The organism is Methylobacterium sp. J-067 (assembly GCF_022829465.1).
In the GTDB taxonomy this organism is placed as follows: Bacteria; Pseudomonadota; Alphaproteobacteria; order Rhizobiales; family Beijerinckiaceae; genus Methylobacterium; species Methylobacterium litchii.
Genome location: NZ_JAKSXZ010000110.1, coordinates 70,203 through 86,920, shown reverse-complemented (window position 1 = coordinate 86,920; position 16,718 = coordinate 70,203). Strand labels below are relative to the sequence as shown.

The 16,718-nt window shown below is 69.0% G+C and carries 18 protein-coding genes; 7 read left to right on the top strand and 11 right to left on the bottom strand.

The features are described 5' to 3' along the window. Positions 1-19: 19 nt before the first annotated feature. Complete coding sequence (locus MKK52_RS15470) at positions 20-700, top strand: RluA family pseudouridine synthase (protein WP_243955294.1); 681 nt, start codon at positions 20-22, stop codon at positions 698-700. On the opposite strand, the gene mtaB is transcribed toward MKK52_RS15470, so the two are convergent. Next, positions 640-1,923 (bottom strand): tRNA (N(6)-L-threonylcarbamoyladenosine(37)-C(2))-methylthiotransferase MtaB, encoded by a 1,284-nt coding sequence (gene mtaB, locus MKK52_RS15465; protein WP_243955292.1) that lies wholly within the window; start codon positions 1,921-1,923, stop codon positions 640-642. The genes MKK52_RS15470 and mtaB overlap by 61 nt on opposite strands. Continuing rightward, entirely contained in the window at positions 1,920-2,810 is an 891-nt protein-coding gene (dapF, locus tag MKK52_RS15460) for a diaminopimelate epimerase (RefSeq protein ID WP_243955290.1), read from the bottom strand. Before dapF ends, mtaB begins: the two co-directional genes overlap by 4 nt. 197 nt (positions 2,811-3,007) lie before the next feature. Here dapF and MKK52_RS15455 point away from each other — a divergent pair, with 197 nt between their 5' ends. The 5 genes from MKK52_RS15455 to tam all read left to right on the top strand — a co-directional run bounded on the left by MKK52_RS15455 (position 3,008) and on the right by tam (position 7,254). Beyond that, positions 3,008-3,736 carry a GyrI-like domain-containing protein gene (locus MKK52_RS15455; protein WP_409564679.1) on the top strand — a complete coding sequence of 243 codons (729 nt, stop codon included), beginning with the start codon at positions 3,008-3,010 and terminating at the stop codon, positions 3,734-3,736. Between the two features lie 113 nt (positions 3,737-3,849). Continuing rightward, entirely contained in the window at positions 3,850-4,593 is a 744-nt protein-coding gene (nth, locus tag MKK52_RS15450; RefSeq protein WP_243955849.1) for an endonuclease III domain-containing protein, read from the top strand. Between the two features lie 107 nt (positions 4,594-4,700). Next, the gene (gene trpS, locus MKK52_RS15445; RefSeq protein WP_243955288.1) at positions 4,701-5,750 is read left to right on the top strand and encodes a tryptophan--tRNA ligase; all 1,050 of its coding nucleotides are present in this window, start codon (positions 4,701-4,703) and stop codon (positions 5,748-5,750) included. Then, the gene (locus MKK52_RS15440; RefSeq protein ID WP_243955286.1) at positions 5,747-6,451 is read left to right on the top strand and encodes a haloacid dehalogenase type II; all 705 of its coding nucleotides are present in this window, start codon (positions 5,747-5,749) and stop codon (positions 6,449-6,451) included. Before trpS ends, MKK52_RS15440 begins: the two co-directional genes overlap by 4 nt. Positions 6,452-6,471: 20 nt before the next feature. After that, positions 6,472-7,254, top strand: a complete 783-nt coding sequence (gene tam / locus MKK52_RS15435) for a trans-aconitate 2-methyltransferase (RefSeq protein ID WP_243955284.1) — start codon at positions 6,472-6,474, stop codon at positions 7,252-7,254. A gap of 6 nt (positions 7,255-7,260) precedes the next feature. Here the strand turns inward: tam and MKK52_RS15430 are convergent, their stop codons facing one another. The 6 genes from MKK52_RS15430 to ilvN form a co-directional block, all read right to left on the bottom strand. Beyond that, positions 7,261-7,914 (bottom strand): pyridoxamine 5'-phosphate oxidase family protein, encoded by a 654-nt coding sequence (locus tag MKK52_RS15430; RefSeq protein WP_243955282.1) that lies wholly within the window; start codon positions 7,912-7,914, stop codon positions 7,261-7,263. A 109-nt stretch (positions 7,915-8,023) separates the two neighbouring features. Continuing rightward, positions 8,024-9,043 (bottom strand): ketol-acid reductoisomerase, encoded by a 1,020-nt coding sequence (ilvC, locus tag MKK52_RS15425; protein ID WP_243955280.1) that lies wholly within the window; start codon positions 9,041-9,043, stop codon positions 8,024-8,026. 132 nt (positions 9,044-9,175) lie between these two features. Further along, entirely contained in the window at positions 9,176-9,820 is a 645-nt protein-coding gene (locus MKK52_RS15420) for a glutathione S-transferase family protein (protein WP_243955278.1), read from the bottom strand. Between the two features lie 30 nt (positions 9,821-9,850). Beyond that, on the bottom strand, positions 9,851-10,210 hold the full coding sequence (locus tag MKK52_RS15415) for a type II toxin-antitoxin system PemK/MazF family toxin (RefSeq protein ID WP_243955276.1): 360 nt from the start codon (positions 10,208-10,210) through the stop codon (positions 9,851-9,853). Then, the gene (locus tag MKK52_RS15410) at positions 10,188-10,484 is read right to left on the bottom strand and encodes a MazF family transcriptional regulator (protein WP_243955273.1); all 297 of its coding nucleotides are present in this window, start codon (positions 10,482-10,484) and stop codon (positions 10,188-10,190) included. Before MKK52_RS15410 ends, MKK52_RS15415 begins: the two co-directional genes overlap by 23 nt. 53 nt (positions 10,485-10,537) lie before the next feature. After that, positions 10,538-11,080 (bottom strand): acetolactate synthase small subunit, encoded by a 543-nt coding sequence (ilvN, locus tag MKK52_RS15405; protein WP_243955270.1) that lies wholly within the window; start codon positions 11,078-11,080, stop codon positions 10,538-10,540. 110 nt (positions 11,081-11,190) lie between these two features. Between ilvN and MKK52_RS15400 the strand changes: the two genes are divergently transcribed. Further along, the gene (locus MKK52_RS15400; RefSeq protein ID WP_243955268.1) at positions 11,191-12,126 is read left to right on the top strand and encodes a methyltransferase domain-containing protein; all 936 of its coding nucleotides are present in this window, start codon (positions 11,191-11,193) and stop codon (positions 12,124-12,126) included. A 15-nt stretch (positions 12,127-12,141) separates the two neighbouring features. On the opposite strand, the gene MKK52_RS15395 is transcribed toward MKK52_RS15400, so the two are convergent. The 3 genes from MKK52_RS15395 to pyrC all read right to left on the bottom strand — a co-directional run bounded on the left by MKK52_RS15395 (position 12,142) and on the right by pyrC (position 16,718). Then, complete coding sequence (locus tag MKK52_RS15395; protein WP_243955266.1) at positions 12,142-13,917, bottom strand: acetolactate synthase 3 large subunit; 1,776 nt, start codon at positions 13,915-13,917, stop codon at positions 12,142-12,144. A 306-nt stretch (positions 13,918-14,223) separates the two neighbouring features. After that, on the bottom strand, positions 14,224-15,669 hold the full coding sequence (locus MKK52_RS15390) for an amidase (RefSeq protein ID WP_243955263.1): 1,446 nt from the start codon (positions 15,667-15,669) through the stop codon (positions 14,224-14,226). After that, positions 15,666-16,718: a dihydroorotase gene (gene pyrC / locus MKK52_RS15385; protein WP_243955261.1), complete on the bottom strand. Its 1,053-nt coding sequence runs from the start codon at positions 16,716-16,718 to the stop codon at positions 15,666-15,668. The genes MKK52_RS15390 and pyrC overlap by 4 nt, the downstream gene beginning before the upstream one ends.

The window sequence follows — 16,718 nt, the reverse complement described above, 5'->3', positions numbered from 1 at the left end:
GGCGCATGTCCCGAATCCGATGCCTCATACAACCGACATAGGCGCGCGCCTCCTGTATCGCGATGCCCTGGTGCTCGTCATCGACAAGCCTGCGGGACTTCCGGTCCATCCCGGCCCCCGTGGCGGCGAGACGCTGACCGATCATCTCGACGCGCTCCGCTTCGGCCTGCCCCGCCGGCCGGAGGCGGCGCACCGCCTCGACCGGGACACGTCCGGTTGCCTCGCACTCGGCCGTCACGCCAAGGCTTTGGCCCGCCTCGGCAAGCTCTTTTCCGGCAATCAGGCCGAGAAGACCTATTGGGCCATCGTCTCCGGCGGCCCGACCGAGGAGGCCGGCAGCATCGACATGCCGCTGGCCCGCCGCTCCTCCGATCCGCGTTCGTGGTGGATGAAAGCCGACCCGGCGGGCGATACGGCCCTGACCCATTGGCGCGTCCTCGGCCGGGCCGAGGGTCGGACATGGCTCGAACTCAAGCCGGTGACAGGGCGAACGCACCAATTGCGCGTCCACTGCGCCGAATCGGGTTGGCCGATCTTCGGGGACCCGATCTACGGCGGCGCGCCACGCGGGAGCGCCCTGCACCTCCACGCCCGCGCCCTGTCGCTGCCGCTCTACCCGAAGCGTGAGCCCATCGTCGTTCAGGCACCGGCTCCGGTGCATATGGAGGCGGCCCTGTCGGCCTGCGGCGCGACCGGCTGAGGTTCCGCGATCAGCCGCGTCCCGTCATGGCCGGCGATGCGGACGTCGCGGATCGTGCCCGGCGCGATGCCCTCGCCGAGGAGCACGGTCGAGAAATCCTCCGCCCGGCCGGTGCCGCCGCGCTCGGCCAGCACCGTCAGCGTCTTCCCCACTTGTAGCGCCAGATGCAGGGCGCGGGCGGCATCGCCCGCCTCCCGCAGACGCGCCGCGCGGTCGCGGATCGCCTCCGGCGCCACCGGGGGCATCCGCGCGGCCGGGGTGTCGGGGCGGGGCGAATAGGGAAAGACGTGTAGATGCGTCAGGCCGCATTCCTCGACCAGGGCGAGGGTCTGGCCGAACTGTGCTTCGGTCTCGGTGGGGAAGCCCGCGATCAGATCGACGCCGAAGACGAGGCCGGGCCGGGCGGCGCGGGCCTGCGCGCAGAAGCGGATCGCGTCCTGGCGGGAATGGCGGCGCTTCATGCGTTTGAGGATGAGGTCGTCGCCGGCCTGCAACGACAAGTGCAGATGCGGCATCAGCCGAGGCTGCCCGCCGATGGCATCGAGCAGGGCGTCGTCGGCTTCCACGGAATCGATCGACGACAGCCGCAGCCGCGCGAGGTCCGGGACCTCCGCGAGGATCCGCAGCACCAGCCCGCCGAGGGACACGCCCTCGTCGAGATCGCGGCCATAGGCGGTGAGATCGACCCCCGTGAGCACCACCTCGCGCCCGCCGGCCTCCACGGTACGGGCCACCTGCTCCACCACCGCGCCCGCCGGCACGGAGCGGGAGCGCCCCCGTCCGAACGGGATGACGCAGAAGGTGCAGCGGTGATCACAACCGTTCTGCACGGGCACGAAGGTGCGGGTATGCCCCGCCATTGCCGAAACGTTCGCGCGCTCGGCGGTGAGGGCTTCCATCACCGCCCCCGGACCCCGCGCCGCGCCGGCCCAGGCGGACGGGTTCAGTTTCTCCGCATTGCCGATCAACCGCCCGATTTCGGGCATGGCGCGGTAGGCCTCGGTCTCGACCTCGGCGCCGCAGCCGGTCACGACGATCTCGGCCTCGGGATGGGCGCGGGCGGCGCGGCGGATCGCCTTGCGCGCCTGCTTTCCGGCTTCCTGCGTCACCGCGCAGGTGTTCACCACGAGTCGCGGGCGCCCGTCACGAGCGGCGAGGCGGCGCATGGCCTCCGTCTCGACGATGTTGAGCCGGCAGCCGAAGGACAGGGTCTCGACGCTCAACAATCGATCCCGGCGAACAGCTCCGGCGCGAAGGTGCCTTCCGCGACGAGGGCGACCGGGCCGGTCATCAGCACATGGTCGTCGGCCCGCCACTCCACGAAGAGGTCGCCACCGGGCAGGCTTACTGTGGCCTGCCGGCCGATCATCCTAAGGCGCGAGGCCGCCACCACGGTCGCGCAGGCCGCCGTGCCGCAGGCGAGCGTCAGGCCCGCGCCACGCTCCCACACCCGCAGCTTGATCGCCTCCCGGTCCAGCACCTGAGCGACCGAGATGTTGGCCCGCTCGGGGAAGACCGGATGATTCTCCAGAAGCGGCCCGATTCGGCCAAGATCGTACCCGTCCGGGTCCGTCTCCACGAAGAACACCGCGTGGGGGTTGCCCATGTTCACGACCCCCGGCGAGTGCAGCACCGGGTTGTCGATGGGCCCGACCTGCAACTCGATGCGGCGGGTATCCGGGAAGGGCTCGGCCAGTGGGATCTCGTCCCAGGCGAGGTGCGGGCGGCCCATGTCGACGGTGAAGGACCGCTCCGAATTGCGCCGCACGCCGACCCGGCCGGCGCTGGTCTCCAGAAGCAGGCGGCTGCCCTCGGCAGGCCGGGCCATGGCCGGGTCGTCCAGCATCGCGTAGGCGACGCAGCGGGTGCCGTTTCCGCAGGCGCCGGATTCCGATCCGTCCGTGTTGTAGATGCGCATGAACGCGTCAGTCCCCGGACTCACGGGATCGTGCAACACCATCAATTGATCGAAGGACGAGCCCGGATCGGCCGAAATGGCCCGCGCTTCGGCCGCCGAGACGCCCACGGCCGTGCCGCGCAGGTCGAGCACCACGATGGCGTTGCCGGCGCCGTGCATCTTCAAGAAACGGCGATGGGCGAGTGCACTCATACGGAAGGATCTGCCGGAGGGGTTCGCGCGCTTATGGCAAACCCGGCGCCCGAGCGCGAGTGCGCCGCAGCGTTGCAGATCCGCCGCACCGGTTCGGCCCCGTGACGGACGGCCTCGCGGCACCGGCGGAACCGAATTACGTTAACACCCGGCCGCCGCGAGACCCCGAGTCGCCGCCGCCGATGGGAGCCACCCGCGTGACCCGTTGCCGTCGTCTCGTCCCCGCGCTCTGCGCCCTCGCCGCAGGGCTGGCCACCGCCATGCCCCTTGCGGCGCAGCAGCCCCCCTCCCCCGCGCAAACCAACCCGCTGCCGACGACCACCGCGCCGAACCCGCCGGCCGATCCAAACAAGAGCGCCGCCCCGGCACCGGAACAGGCCATCGTCCCGCCCCCCGCCGGCCAAGCGGCGCAGCCCGCCGATCCGTCGCGCCCGCCCCTCGTCGCCAAGCCCGCCGAAGCGGGCGACGTCGATGAGGTGACGCTGCCGGCGAAGCCCGCCGCCATCCTCTCCGGCAAGGCCACCTGGGAAGAGGCCGTCCCGAGCCTGCAGAAGGCCTTCGCACAGATCGAGGCCGATCTCGCCAAGGCCGGGATCAAGCCGGCCGGACGTCCCATCGCCGTCTTCACCAAGACGGAGGATGCCGGCTTCGACTTCGAGGCGATGATCCCCGTCGCCACCGCGCCGGCCACGCCGCCGGCTTCCGAGGACGGGCTGCGCTTCGGCACGACGCCTTCCGGCAAGGCTCTGCGCTTCGCCCACCGGGGCTCCTACGAGGGCATCGATAGCACCTACGAGACCCTGACCGCCTACCTCGATGCCAAGGACATCGTGGTGCAGGACAAGTTCGTGGAGGAATACGTGACCGACCTTAAGGACGGCGCGGACGACACCCTCGACGTCAACATCTACGCCCTGCTGAAGTGACGTCCGTGAGCGGGTTCCTCTCTGCGCGGGCGGCCCAGCCGCTCGCCGATGGACATTTTGCCGCCGCCGATGCCGGGCGGGAACGTGGCCAAGCTGCCGGTGATTTGCCGGTTATGCTCGCCGCGAACGATCATTCGCCCCCCAAGGTCGTGTCCGCCGCCGAGAGCGACGGGGCGGGCGATCTCGCGCTCGTGGTGCATGCCCGGCTCTGCGCCGTGTACAAATGCCCGATCCCGTACTTCAGCGAGAAGGAGCCACTGTCCGAGTTGATCTCGGCGCTGCTCTCGCACCGGACGCGCAATGCCGCCTCCGGCAAGGCCTTCAAGAGCCTGCGCGCCCGCTTCCCGACCTGGGAGGAGGTGATGCACGCCGAACCCTCCGCCATCGAGGAAGCCATCGCCGGGGTGACGTGGCCGGAGCTGAAGGCACCGCGCATCCGCGAGATCCTCACGGCCATCGACGCCCGCGCCGGGCGTCTGAGCCTCGATTTCCTGGCGGACCTTCCCCCGGAGGAGGCGCGGCGCTGGCTGGAGCAATTCCCCGGCATCGGGCCGAAAACCAGCGCCGCCGTGCTCGCCTTCTCGTCCCTGCGGATGCGGGCGCTGCCGGTGGACAGCCACCACCACCGCGTCGCCCAGCGCCTCGGGCTGATCGGGCCGCGCGTCGGCCTCGCGCCGGCGCATGTCCTGCTGCTCGCGCAACTGCCTGCCGACTGGTCGGCGCAGGACCTCTACGACAACCACGAGATCCTGATGATGCACGGGCAGCAGGTGTGCCACTACAGCCGCCCCGCCTGCGGACGCTGCCCCCTGGTGGACCTTTGCCCGAGCGCTCTCGTGGAGATGCGCGAACCCTGAGCGTCGCCTCCGCTTGACCCTTCGGCGGCGAGGTTCCACTAACCGGCGCCCGGCTGGCGAGACGTGACCCCGTGAGACCCGGCCCTTCACTCTCAGGATCGGCGCCGATGGCCGCGTTCAAGGAATTGGTGTTCTCCGGCGTCCAGCCGACCGGCAACCTCCATCTCGGCAATTATCTCGGTGCCATCCGGCGCTTCGTGGAGATGCAGGCGCGGGAGGCGCAGTGCCTGTACTGCGTCGTCGACATGCACGCGATCACCGTCTGGCAGGACCCGGAAGCCCTGCGCGGCCAGATCCGCGAAGTCACTGCCGCCTTCATCGCCGCCGGCATCGACCCGAAGCGCTCCATCGTCTTCAACCAGAGCCAGGTGCCGCAGCACGCCGAACTCGCCTGGGTGTTTAATTGCGTCGCCCGCCTCGGCTGGCTGAACCGCATGACCCAGTTCAAGGAGAAGGCGGGCAAGGATCGGGAGAACGCCTCCATCGGCCTCTACGACTATCCCGTGCTGATGGCCGCCGACATCCTCGCCTACCGCGCCACCCATGTGCCCGTGGGCGAGGACCAGAAGCAGCACCTCGAACTGACCCGCGACATCGCGCAGAAGTTCAACACCGATTTCGGCGCGTCGATCACGGCGCAGGGCCATGGGGAAGGATTCTTCCCGATCACCGAGCCGATCATCGGCGGCCCGGCGGCCCGGGTCATGTCCCTGCGCGACGGCACCAAGAAGATGTCGAAGTCCGACCCCTCGGACAATTCGCGCATCAACCTCACGGACGATTCGGACGCCATCGCCCAGAAGATCCGCCGGGCGAAGACCGATCCCGAAGCCCTCCCCTCCGAGGTGGCGGGGCTGAAGGAGCGGCCGGAGGCAGACAACCTCGTCGGCATCTACGCGGCGCTCGCCGGCACGACCCGCGAGGACGTGCTGCGCGAGCACGGCGGCGCCCAGTTCTCGGCGTTCAAGCCGGCGCTGGCCGACCTCGCCGTGTCGAGCCTTGCGCCCATCGCCGCCGAGATGCGCCGCTTGTCAGCCGATCCCGGCCATATCGAAGCCGTTCTCGCCGATGGCGCCGAGCGGGCCGAGGCCATCGCCCAGGAGACCCTAGATGCGGTGAAGGACATCGTCGGGTTCGTGCGGAGGAAGCGGGGATGACGATCCGGGCGCTGGTCTTCGACGTCTTCGGGACGCTGGTCGATTGGCGCTCCGGCGTCGCGCGGGAGGCGCGTCGTGTCCTCTCCGCACAGGCCCCGGACCTCAATGCCGGCGCCTTCGCCGATGCGTGGCGGGGGCGCTACCAGCCCTCGATGGAGACCGTCCGGTCGGGCGCCCGCCCCTTCGTCGATCTCGACACGCTGCACGCCGAATCGCTCCCCGACGTGCTGGCGCACTTCGGCATCGCGGACGTGTCCGACGCGGCGCGGGCGGAACTGGTCCAGGCGTGGCATAAGCTCGATGCATGGCCCGAAGTGCCCGCCGCCCTGGCCCGGCTGCGCGAGCGCTTCATGCTGGCGCCGAACTCGAACGGCCCGGTGCGGCTGATGGTGGACCTCGCCCGCCGCAACGGCCTCGTCTTCGACGCGATTCTCGGCGCCGGCTATTCCCGCGACTACAAGCCGAAGCCCGCCCTCTACCGGGACGCGGTGGCCGCCTTCGGCTTCACGTCGGAAGAAACGATGATGGTCGCCGCCCATTCGAGCGACCTCGCGGCGGCGGCGAGCCACGGGCTCTCCACCGCCCACATCGCCCGGCCCTCGGAGCATGGGCCGGCCGGCGGCGAAACCGGCCCGAGCGTACCCGTGACCTACGCGGCGTCCGATCTGGCGGACCTCGCCGACCAACTCGGCTGCCGCTGACGCGCGAGAGCGGAGCCCGCATGGCCGATTGGAACCCCGCCCTCTACACCCGCTTCGAGGACGAGCGGACCCGCCCGGCGGCGGACCTTCTGGCCCGTGTGCCCCTCGAGAGGCCGGCACTCGCCTTCGACCTCGGCTGCGGGCCGGGCAACTCGACGACCCTCATCGCCGCCCGGTATCCGGAGGCCGAGATCGTCGGGCTCGACACCTCCCCCGCCATGCTCGACAGCGCGCAGGCGCGCCTGCCGCATCTGCGCTTCGGCCTCGCCGACGCCGCGACCTGGGAGCCGGAGCGGGCGCCGGACCTGATCTACGCCAACGCCGTGCTGCAATGGCTGCCGGATCACCCGACCCTGCTGCCGCGCCTGTTCGGCCTCCTGGCGCCGGGCGGGGTGCTCGCCGTGCAGATGCCCGACAACCTCTCGGAGCCGACCCACCGCCTGATGCGCGAGGTCGCGGCCGCCGGCTCCTGGGCCGCCGCCATCGGGGACCCGGCCGTGGCGGGTCGCCTCGGCCGGATGCTGGAGCCCGCCGGCTATTACGACCTTCTCGCGCCGCTGGCCGCCGAGGTCGATATCTGGCGCACCGCCTATCACCACCGCATGGCCGATGCGGCGGCCATCGTCTCCTGGGTGAGCGCCACGGGGCTGCGCCCTTTCCTCGATCCCCTCGACGCAGACCAGCGCGCCGGCTTCCTCGCGGCTTACGAGGCGAAGATCGATGCGGCCTATGCCCCGCGGGCGGACGGCAGACGTCTCCTCGCCTTCCCGCGGGTCTTCATCGTGGCCCGCAAGAGACCCTGAACCGGGCTAGCCCCGCCCGCGCGCGACGAGTTCGCCGTAGGCCCCGAGATCGAGTTCGCCCTCGGCGGCGACCCGCGCCCGATCCTCGTCCGCGATGACGGGCTGCACGAAGTCCAGGCGCTTCCACTGGGCCAGCGGCGTCTCCGTGCCGTCCTTCGGCACGTAGCGGCTCTGCTCGATCTTCGTGTAGCGGTGGATGTAGCGGGGGCAGTTCACCCACAGTGTCTCGACCTCGACGCGCACGATGTACTGCGCCTCCGGGTAGCTGCTCTGGAGCGGGTCGTCCCTCACGATCCGCGCGGTGCCCTGGACGCGCAGGCGGTGCGGCGTCTCGAAATCGATGAACAGCATCCCGACCTTCCCCTGGCCGACGATGTTGCCCATCGACAGGAACATCCCGTTACCGTCGTAGCCGGGGAAGGCGAGCGTCGTATCGCCGACCACGGTTACAACGCCGGTCGGGCCACCCTTGTAGGAGACGGTCGGGTTGCCCTGCTCGTCCACGGTCGAGAGAAAGAACATGTCGCGCGATTCGATGAAGGCGCGGTCCTGCTCATCGATGGCGCGGTGGACGTGGTGCTTGTCGAGGAAGTCGGCGAGCTTCGTCGTGCCGAAATCGTCCTGAAGGGCGCGGTGCGCGTCACCGTACAATGTGTCCATAGGCTCCTCCCTGACTTGTCGTTGGAGCCGTTCATTCCAGAGGCGGCGCGCAAAGAAAAGGGCCGACCCCATCTCTGGAGCCGGCCCCGTTGCCTCACGGCGGGGACGATCAGTTGCGGGTCTTATCGACCAGCGCCTTCTCGGAGATCCACGGCATCATGCCGCGCAGCTTGGTGCCGACTTCCTCGATCGGGTGGGCGGCGAGCTTGGCGCGGGTGGCCTTGAACGAGGTCTGATTGACCTTGTTCTCCAGCATCCAGTTGCGGGTGAAGGTGCCCGACTGGATGTCGTTCAGCACGCGCTTCATCTCGGCCTTGGTCTCGGGCGTTATGATCCGCGGGCCGGTGACGTACTCACCGTACTCGGCCGTGTTGGAGATCGAGTAGTTCATGTTGGCGATGCCGCCCTCGTAGATGAGGTCGACGATCAGCTTCACCTCGTGCAGGCACTCGAAATAGGCCATCTCCGGGGCGTAGCCCGCCTCGACCAGGGTCTCGAAGCCGGCCTTGATCAGCTCCACGAGGCCGCCGCAGAGCACGGCCTGCTCGCCGAACAGATCGGTCTCGCACTCTTCCTTGAAGGTGGTCTCGATGATGCCGGCGCGGCCGCCGCCATTGGCGGAAGCGTAGGACAGGCCGAGGTCGTGAGCGTTGCCCGAGGCGTCCTGGGCGATGGCGATCAGGGTCGGCACGCCGCCGCCGCGCAGGTACTCGGAGCGCACAGTGTGGCCGGGGCCCTTCGGGGCGACCATCAGCACGTCCAGATCGGCGCGCGGCTCGATCAGGTTGAAGTGCACGTTCAGACCGTGGGCGAAGAGGAGCGCGGCGCCCTGCTTCATGTTGCCGGCCAGCGACTCACGGTAGATGTCGCCCTGCAGCTCGTCCGGGGTGAGCATCATCACCACGTCGGCCCACTTGGCGGCCTCGGCGACCGACAGGACCTTGAAGCCTTCGTGCTCGGCCTTCTTGGCGGTGGCGGAGCCCTCGCGCAGGGCGATGACGATGTCCTTCACGCCCGAATCGCGCAGGTTGAGCGCGTGGGCATGGCCCTGGCTGCCGTAGCCGACGATGGCGACCTTCTTGCCCTTGATCAGGTTCAGGTCGGCGTCGCGATCGTAATAGACCCGCATGGCGGCAATGTCCTCTTTCGTATCGGTGAGCGCGCGCGGGCGCTCCGTGGGTGTGCGGCCGTGCGATAGCGCGGGCTTTTAGCCGCGCAAGCCTCTGAACGGAAGGCCAAACCGTACAGGGCTGATCCGCCGTCAGGCCGGCAGCGCCAAGCCCTCGCGGGCGAAGACGGTCTGCACCGCCGGTCGGGCGGCCACGCGCTTGGCGTGCGCCGTCCAGGCGGGGAAGCGTTCCGCCATGTCGAACTTCAGAACCTGCCCGCGTCCCCAGACCCAGAAGACCATCAGGTAGGCATCGGCCACGGTGAAACGGTCGCCGACCGCCCAGCCCCCGTGGGAGAGCCGCACCTCGGTCATGGTGCAGAGATCGCCGTAGGTGTCGGCGCCCTTGGCGCGGATGCCGTCATGGGCGTCCTCGTCGTCCGTGTAACGCTCGGCGCGGCGGACATGGGCATAGGTGACGTGATGGTTGCAGGCGAGCCAGCCGAGCCATTCGTCGGCGATGGCCATCTCACACAGCTCCGCCGGCCACAGGCCCGTCTCCGGCACCTGCCGGGCGACGTGGCGCATGATGGCCGAACATTCGGTGAGCACCCAGCTGTCCTCGACCAGCGCCGGCACCCGCCCCCGGTCGTTGATGGCGAGGTATTGCCCCAAGCGCTGGTCGCCCCTGGCGAGATCGAGGGCCTTGCCTTCGAAGGGCAGACCGGATTCCTCAAGGACGATATGCGCCGCCAGCGAGCAGGCGCCGGGGGCGTAGTAGAGGGTGCGGGCGGTCATTGCGGCTTTCGATACAGAACGAGAAGAGAATCAGCCGTTGAGGCCCAGAAGGGCGCGCAGCTTGCCGCGCACCTCGGTCAGAACTTCGTCGGGGGCGGTCCCGAGGCTTCTGAGGATCCGCGATGCCCTATCAAGCGAACGAACCTGGTCGACCAAGATCGCGCCTTCAACGCCGAGTCCAGCTGGCAGAAACACCTTGGTCGGCCAGGGATGCGGATTACGAGTGATCGGGCAGACGACCACCCGGCGCGTTAGCCTGTTCATGTCGGTGTCTGAAACGACGATGGCCGGGCGGATACCCATTTGCTCCGTACCGCGAACCGGCTCCAGATCGACCAGCAGCAATTCGCCCGGGCTAGGTTGCCAATCAGTATGGGTCACGCTCGTCATCAATCACTTCGGACCCGCGATCCGGTCCCCAATCCACGGTCGGCGGCTCGGCGTCAGGACCAAGACGCCGCATCTCCTCGATCATTTCCCGCAGGGTATACAGCGGCAACCCATCGACGTAGCGACGCTCAATCCTCTTCGGAGTCTCCGGCGCGGAGACGCGCTTGGCGACGATCTCGACGGTTTCGCCTTCCCGGATGCCGAGTTCCTCGGCCTCCAAGTCGGTCAACCTCACGACGAGATCGTCACCCCAGCGGACGACCTTGGCTTCCATGGCTCGCGACTCCCACGGGACCGGCGCATCATAGCAGACGCGCAGCCTCCATCCTAAAGCGGCTCCGCCCCCCGGCTCATCGCGGCGATGCCGGTGCGGCAGATCTCCACGAGGCCGATCACGCTCATCAGGCGCACGAACCGGTCGATCTCCTCCGTCGCGCCGGTCAGCTCAAAGACGAACGAGTTGAGCGTCGCGTCCAGCGTCTTGGCGCCGAAGGCGGCGGCGAGGCGCAGGGCCTCGCTGCGGTGCTCGCCCTCGCCCTTCACCTTCACGAGGCAGATCTCCCGCTCCAGGGCGTTGCCCTGAAGGGTCAGGTCCACCACCCGGTGCACGGAGACGAGGCGGTCCAGCTGCGCCTTGATCTGGTCGATGACGGCGTTGGTGCCCGTGGTGACGATAGTGATGCGCGAGATGTGGCGCGCCTCCTCCGTCTCGGACACGGTCAGGCTCTCGATGTTGTAGCCGCGACCGGAGAACAGGCCGGAGATCCGCGCCAGGGCACCCGGCTCGTTGTCCACCACCACCGCCAGCGTGTGACGGTTCACCGCTTCGACCCGAACCGGATCCGGGTAGTGGGTGTTCATCGCGTTCATGCCCGTGGTCCCGTCCTGTTGTTGCGGCCCTTTGTGAGCCGGTCCCTGCGAAGTCCCGCCCCGGAAGGTCGCCTGGACGCTCCCCGAGACGCATGATAACGGCGCGGCGGATGACAGCCCGACAGCGCGCCCTCGATGCCGTGTGCCCCAGCGGACGCCTCGGCGTCGAACTCGGCCCCCTGAACCGGCCGCTGATCCGGCGCGAGGACGGCGACATCCTCTATGCCGACCACCGGACCACCGACGACCTCCGCGCGAAATACGCGGGCCATGAGTCGGTCATCGGACCCGACGCGCAGCCGATCGTCGAGGTCGATCTCGTCCTCGAACACCAGACCCTCGCCGAGGCCCTGGGACCACGCGCGCCGGTGGATTACATCGTGGCCAGCCACGTGATGGAGCACATCGCGGACCCGCTCGGCTGGTTGAACGAACTCGCCGCCGTGTTGCGCGAGGGAGGAGTGATCTTCCTCGCGGTCCCCGACAAGCGCTTCACCTTCGATTTCCACCGCCGCCCCTCCACGACGGCGGACCTCGTCGGCCACCATCTGGCAGGGGCGCGGCTCGCGAGCCCCACCCAGGTGTTCGACTACGTGTCCCGCGTCGCCGAGGTCGATCCCTTCGCCGTCTGGGCCGGGCGGGAACGCAATCCGAAGCCGATCTTCGAGGGCCAGCTCGCGCGGGCCCTGGCCGATGCGCGCAACGTCGCCGCCCATGGCAGCTATTACGATGCCCATTGCACGGTCTACACGCCCGCGAGCTTCCTCGAAATCTTCCGCGAGGTGATCGAACTCGGGCTGATCCCGTTCGAGATCGCCCGCATCGACCCGACCGAGCGCAACACGATCGAGTTCTTCGTCACGCTGCGCAAGCGCGAGGTGGCGAGCCCGGCCGAGCGCGCCGCCGCGACGCCGACCCTCGACGGGCGACGGCACGACGAACTGCCGGAGGTGCCGGTGCGTGGGCTCCGGCGGCGCCTCGCCCTGGCGCTGCGGATGCTGCGCACAGGCAGCATCCGCGGGTCTGAGGAGGGCCGGCACGGCTGATCCCCGGAGCAGGGCTCAGACCAGCATCTTCCCTTCCTCGGAGATCACGTCGCCCAGTTCGACGCCGGTCTCGCCGAGGTAGTCGGAGAGCAGCATCTCGTTGTGCGCCTTGCCCGAGGGGATCATCGGGAAGCAGTTCTCGGTCTTGTCGACCACGCAGTCGAACAGGACCGGGCCGTCATAGGCGAGCATCTCCGCGATGGACGCGTCGAGATCACCCGGCTTCTCGCAGCGCATGCCCTTCGCGCCGTAGGCCTCCGCGAGCTTCACGAAGTCCGGCAGGCTCTCCGAATAGCTCTGCGAGTAGCGCGAGCCATGAAGCAGTTCCTGCCACTGGCGGACCATGCCCATATACTCGTTGTTCAGGATGAACACCTTCACCGGCAGCCGGTACTGGATGGCCGTCGAAAGCTCTTGGATGTTCATCAGGATCGAGGCTTCGCCCGCGATGTCGACGACGAGTCCGTCTGGGTTGGCGAGCTGCGTGCCGATGGCGGCCGGCAGGCCGTAGCCCATCGTCCCGAGGCCGCCGGAGGTCATCCAGCGGTTCGGCTCCTCGAACTTAAAGTACTGCGCCGCCCACATCTGGTGCTGGCCGACCTCCGTGGTGATGAAGGTCTTGCGGTCCTTGCACGCCTCGTAGAGCCGCTGCACCGCGTATTGCGGCTTGATGATCGTGCCCGACGGCCAATAGGCGAGGCAGTCGCGCGCCTTCCACTGGCGGATCTTCTGGAACCAGCCTTCGAGGTTGGACTTCTCCGGCTTCGACGGCAGGGCGCGCCACGCCTCCAGCATGTCGGCGAGCACGTAGGCGCAATCGCCGAGGATGCCGACATCGACCTTCACGACCTTGTTGATCGAGGAGGCGTCCACATCGACGTGGATCTTCTTCGAGAACGGCGAGAACGCGTCGAGGCGGCCGGTGATGCGGTCATCGAAGCGCGCGCCGATGCAGATCATCACGTCGCATTCGTGCATCGCTAGGTTGGCCTCGTAGGTCCCGTGCATGCCGAGCATGCCCAGGAACTTCTCGTCCGAACCCGGATAGGCGCCGAGGCCCATCAGCGTGGAGGTGATGGGGAAGCCGGTCTCGGCGACCAGCTCACGCAGCAGGCGCGAGGCCTCCGGTCCGGCGTTGATGACGCCGCCGCCGGTGTAGAAGACCGGACGGCGCGCGCCGGCCATCAGCTCGACGGCCGCGCGGATGCGCTCCGGGTCGCCCTTCACGGCCGGCTTGTAGGTCTTGTGCCGCATCGTGGTGGGGCGCTCGTAGAGGCCCGAGGCGAACTGGATGTCCTTCGGCAGGTCGATGACGACCGGGCCAGGGCGACCGTTCTTCGCGACGTAGAACGCCTCGTGCAGGATGCGCGGCAGGTCCTCGATCGATTTCACGAGGTAATTGTGCTTGGTGCAGTGCCGGGTGATGCCGACCGTGTCGCATTCCTGGAAGGCATCGGTGCCGATCAGGTGCGTCGGGACCTGACCCGTGATGCAGACGAGCGGGATCGAATCCAGCATCGCATCGGTGAGGCCGGTGACGATGTTGGTGGCGCCGGGGCCCGAGGTGACGAGCACGCAGCCGACCTTGCCGGACGAGCGGGCATAGCCCTCGGCGGCATGAACGGCGCCCTGCTCGTGGCGCACGAGGATGTGCTTCACCGCCTCCTGGTGAAACAGCGCGTCGTAGATCGGCAGCACCGCGCCGCCCGGATAGCCGAAGAGCGTATCCACGCCCTGATCCTGGAACGCCCGGATGACCATCTCGGCCCCGGTCATGACCTCGCCGCCCATGTCCGTCTCCTCGTCCTTTCGGCCTTGTCGCTGGCCGTCCCTCGTTCCGATGCGCCTGTCGCGGACAACAAAAAAGGGCCCCGAGGGACCCTGCATGCGCCACCAGCCGGATCGCGGCTCCTGTTAGAGCCGCCCGGTTGGTGACGCCACCGCTACAATAAGGACCGTGCGCATCGCGAAAACCAAACTCCGCCCGGCGCGTATCCCCCGATCGTTCGGAGGCCTCGCACCAAGGATTGTGCGTCTTACTCCCGGAAAGCCGGCCGGTCAACGACCTGACTCAGGAGAAACCTTGCCGGCAACGCCTCACGCCGCCGGGGGCGGGAAGCGGCGCACCCAGCCGCTCGCCGCGTCGTAGGCCGCACCGAGTTGCAGGCAGGCGAGCTCGCCGTGATTGCGCCCGACGATCTGGATTCCCACCGGCAGATTGTTCGGGCCGAAGCCGGCCGGCACCGCCAGCGCGGGGAGCCCGGCCATGGTCGCAGGCACCGCGATCTGCATCCAGCGATGGTAGGTATCCATCGCCTGCCCGTGGATCGTATCGGGCCAGCGCCTTGCGGTATCGAAGGGGAAGACCTGCGCGGTCGGCATGACCACGAAGTCGTAGACGTCCATGAAGCGGCGCAGCGCCCCGTACCAGCGCGTCCGGCCTTCCAGCGCCGCCATCACCTGATCGGCCGTGAGGTCGGCGCCGCGTTCGGCTTCCCACACCGCCTCGGGCTTCATCAACGCCCGGCGGGCCGGGTCCATGACGAGGGGGCGGAGATTCGCGGACACGGTGAAGGCGCGCAGCACGCCCCAATCGTGCCAGACCTGCTCGATGTCGAACTCCGGCACCGCCTCGTCCACGAGGCAGCCGATATCGGCGAAGGCGGTGAGCGCGGCGCGGCAGGTCTCGAGCACGCCCGGCTCGAACGGGATGCGCCCGCCGAAATCCCCGAGCCACGCGATGCGGACGCCCCGGAAATCGCGCTCCAGCGGCCCGGCGAAGCCGGCGGGATCCTGGCGGATCGAGTTCGGGCAGCGCGGATCGTAGCCCGCCTGCACCGAGAGCATCAGGCCGATATCGGCCGGGCTGCGCCCGATGGCGCCGTGGACGCTGAGGCTGGGGCTGAACACGTCGAGGGTTTCGGACGGGATGCGCCCCCAGCAGGTGCGCAGGCCGTAAACGTTGTTGAACGCGGGGGGATTGCGCAGCGACCCGCCATGGTCGGTGCCGTCCGCCACGGGCTGCAGCCGCAGGGCGACGGCAACCGCCGCGCCGCCGCTCGACCCGCCGCCCGTCTTGCCTGGATCGTAGGCGTTGCCGGTGACGCCGTAGACCGGGTTGAAGCTGTGCGAGCCGAGGCCGAATTCTGGGATGTTGGTCTTGCCGATGAAGATCGCCCCCGCCGCCCGCAGGCGCGAGACCATGATCGAATCGGCCTCCGCGATCCGCTCGGCGAAGATCGGCGAGCCTTGCGTGAAGGGCAGGCCCCGCACGGGGTCGAGATCCTTCACCGCCAGGGGGAAGCCGTGAAGCGGCCCCACCGGCTCGCCCCGCGCCAGGACGGCATCGGCTTGGGCGGCCTCGTTCAGGAGGATCGCCTCGTCGCGCAGGGCGACGATGGCGTTGAAGGTCGGGTTGAGGCGCGCGATCCGGTCGAGATAGGCGCGCATCACCTCCACGCAGGAGATCGCCCGGCCGCGGATGGCGGCGGAGAGATGGACCGCGCCGAGCGCGGTGATACCGTCCGCGCCGGGCATGGTCATGCGCTCCCGATGGTCCAGGGAAGGGTCTCGTCGCCCCGGAAGACGACGACCTCGGTCTCGTCCACCGCGACGCAGGAGACGACCCGGCAGGGCCGCCGTTCCAGGGTGATGGTCTCGGCGTTCGGTGCGAGGCCGTGGAAGCGGGCGCCGTTAAGGGAAGCGAACCCCTCGAACTTGTCGAGGGCGCCCTCCTCGTCGAAGACCTGCACGTAGGTCTGCAGAGCGGTAGGCCCGCAGAAGACGCCCGCGCAGCCGCAGGCCGATTCCTTGGCGCCGACCGGATGCGGCGCCGTATCGGTGCCGAGGTAGAAGCAGCTCTCGCCCGAGGTCGCCGCCTTGCGCAGGGCGAGGCGGTGCCGCTCGCGCTTGGCCACCGGCAGGCAATACAGGTGCGGCCTGAGGCCCCCCTGGAAGATGTGCGTGCGGTTGATGACGAGGTGGTGCGGCGTGATCGTCGCCGCGACGCGTGGGGCGTGGGCGCGCACCACGTCGAGGATCTCGGCAGTGGTGGCGTGCTCCACCGTGACCTTCAGCCCCTGGTGCCGCGCGAGCAGCGGCAGGAGCTTCGTCTCCATGAACACCGCCTCGCGGTCGAAGATGTCGACCGCCGGGTCCGTCACCTCGCCATGGATCAGGAGCGGCATGCCGATCCGCTCCATCCGCTCCAGCACGGGGGCGATGTTACCAAGGTCGGTGACGCCCGCGTGCGAGTTGGTGGTGGCCCCGGCCGGATAGAGCTTGGCCGCGATCCACACCTTTTCGCGAAATCCGCGCTCGATCTCGTCCGGGCTCGTGGCGTCGGTGAGGTAGCAGGTCATCAGCGGCGTGAAGCTCTGCCCCTCGGGCAGCGCCGCCAGGATGCGATCCCGGTAGGCCGAGGCGGCCTCCACCGACGTCACCGGCGGCACGAGGTTCGGCATGATGATGCCGCGGGCGAACTGCGCCGCCGTATAGGGCAGCACCGCGCGCAGCATGGCGCCGTCGCGCAGGTGGATGTGCCAATCGTCCGGTTTGGCGATGACGAGGCGGTCGAGGGGGGACGCGGCCAT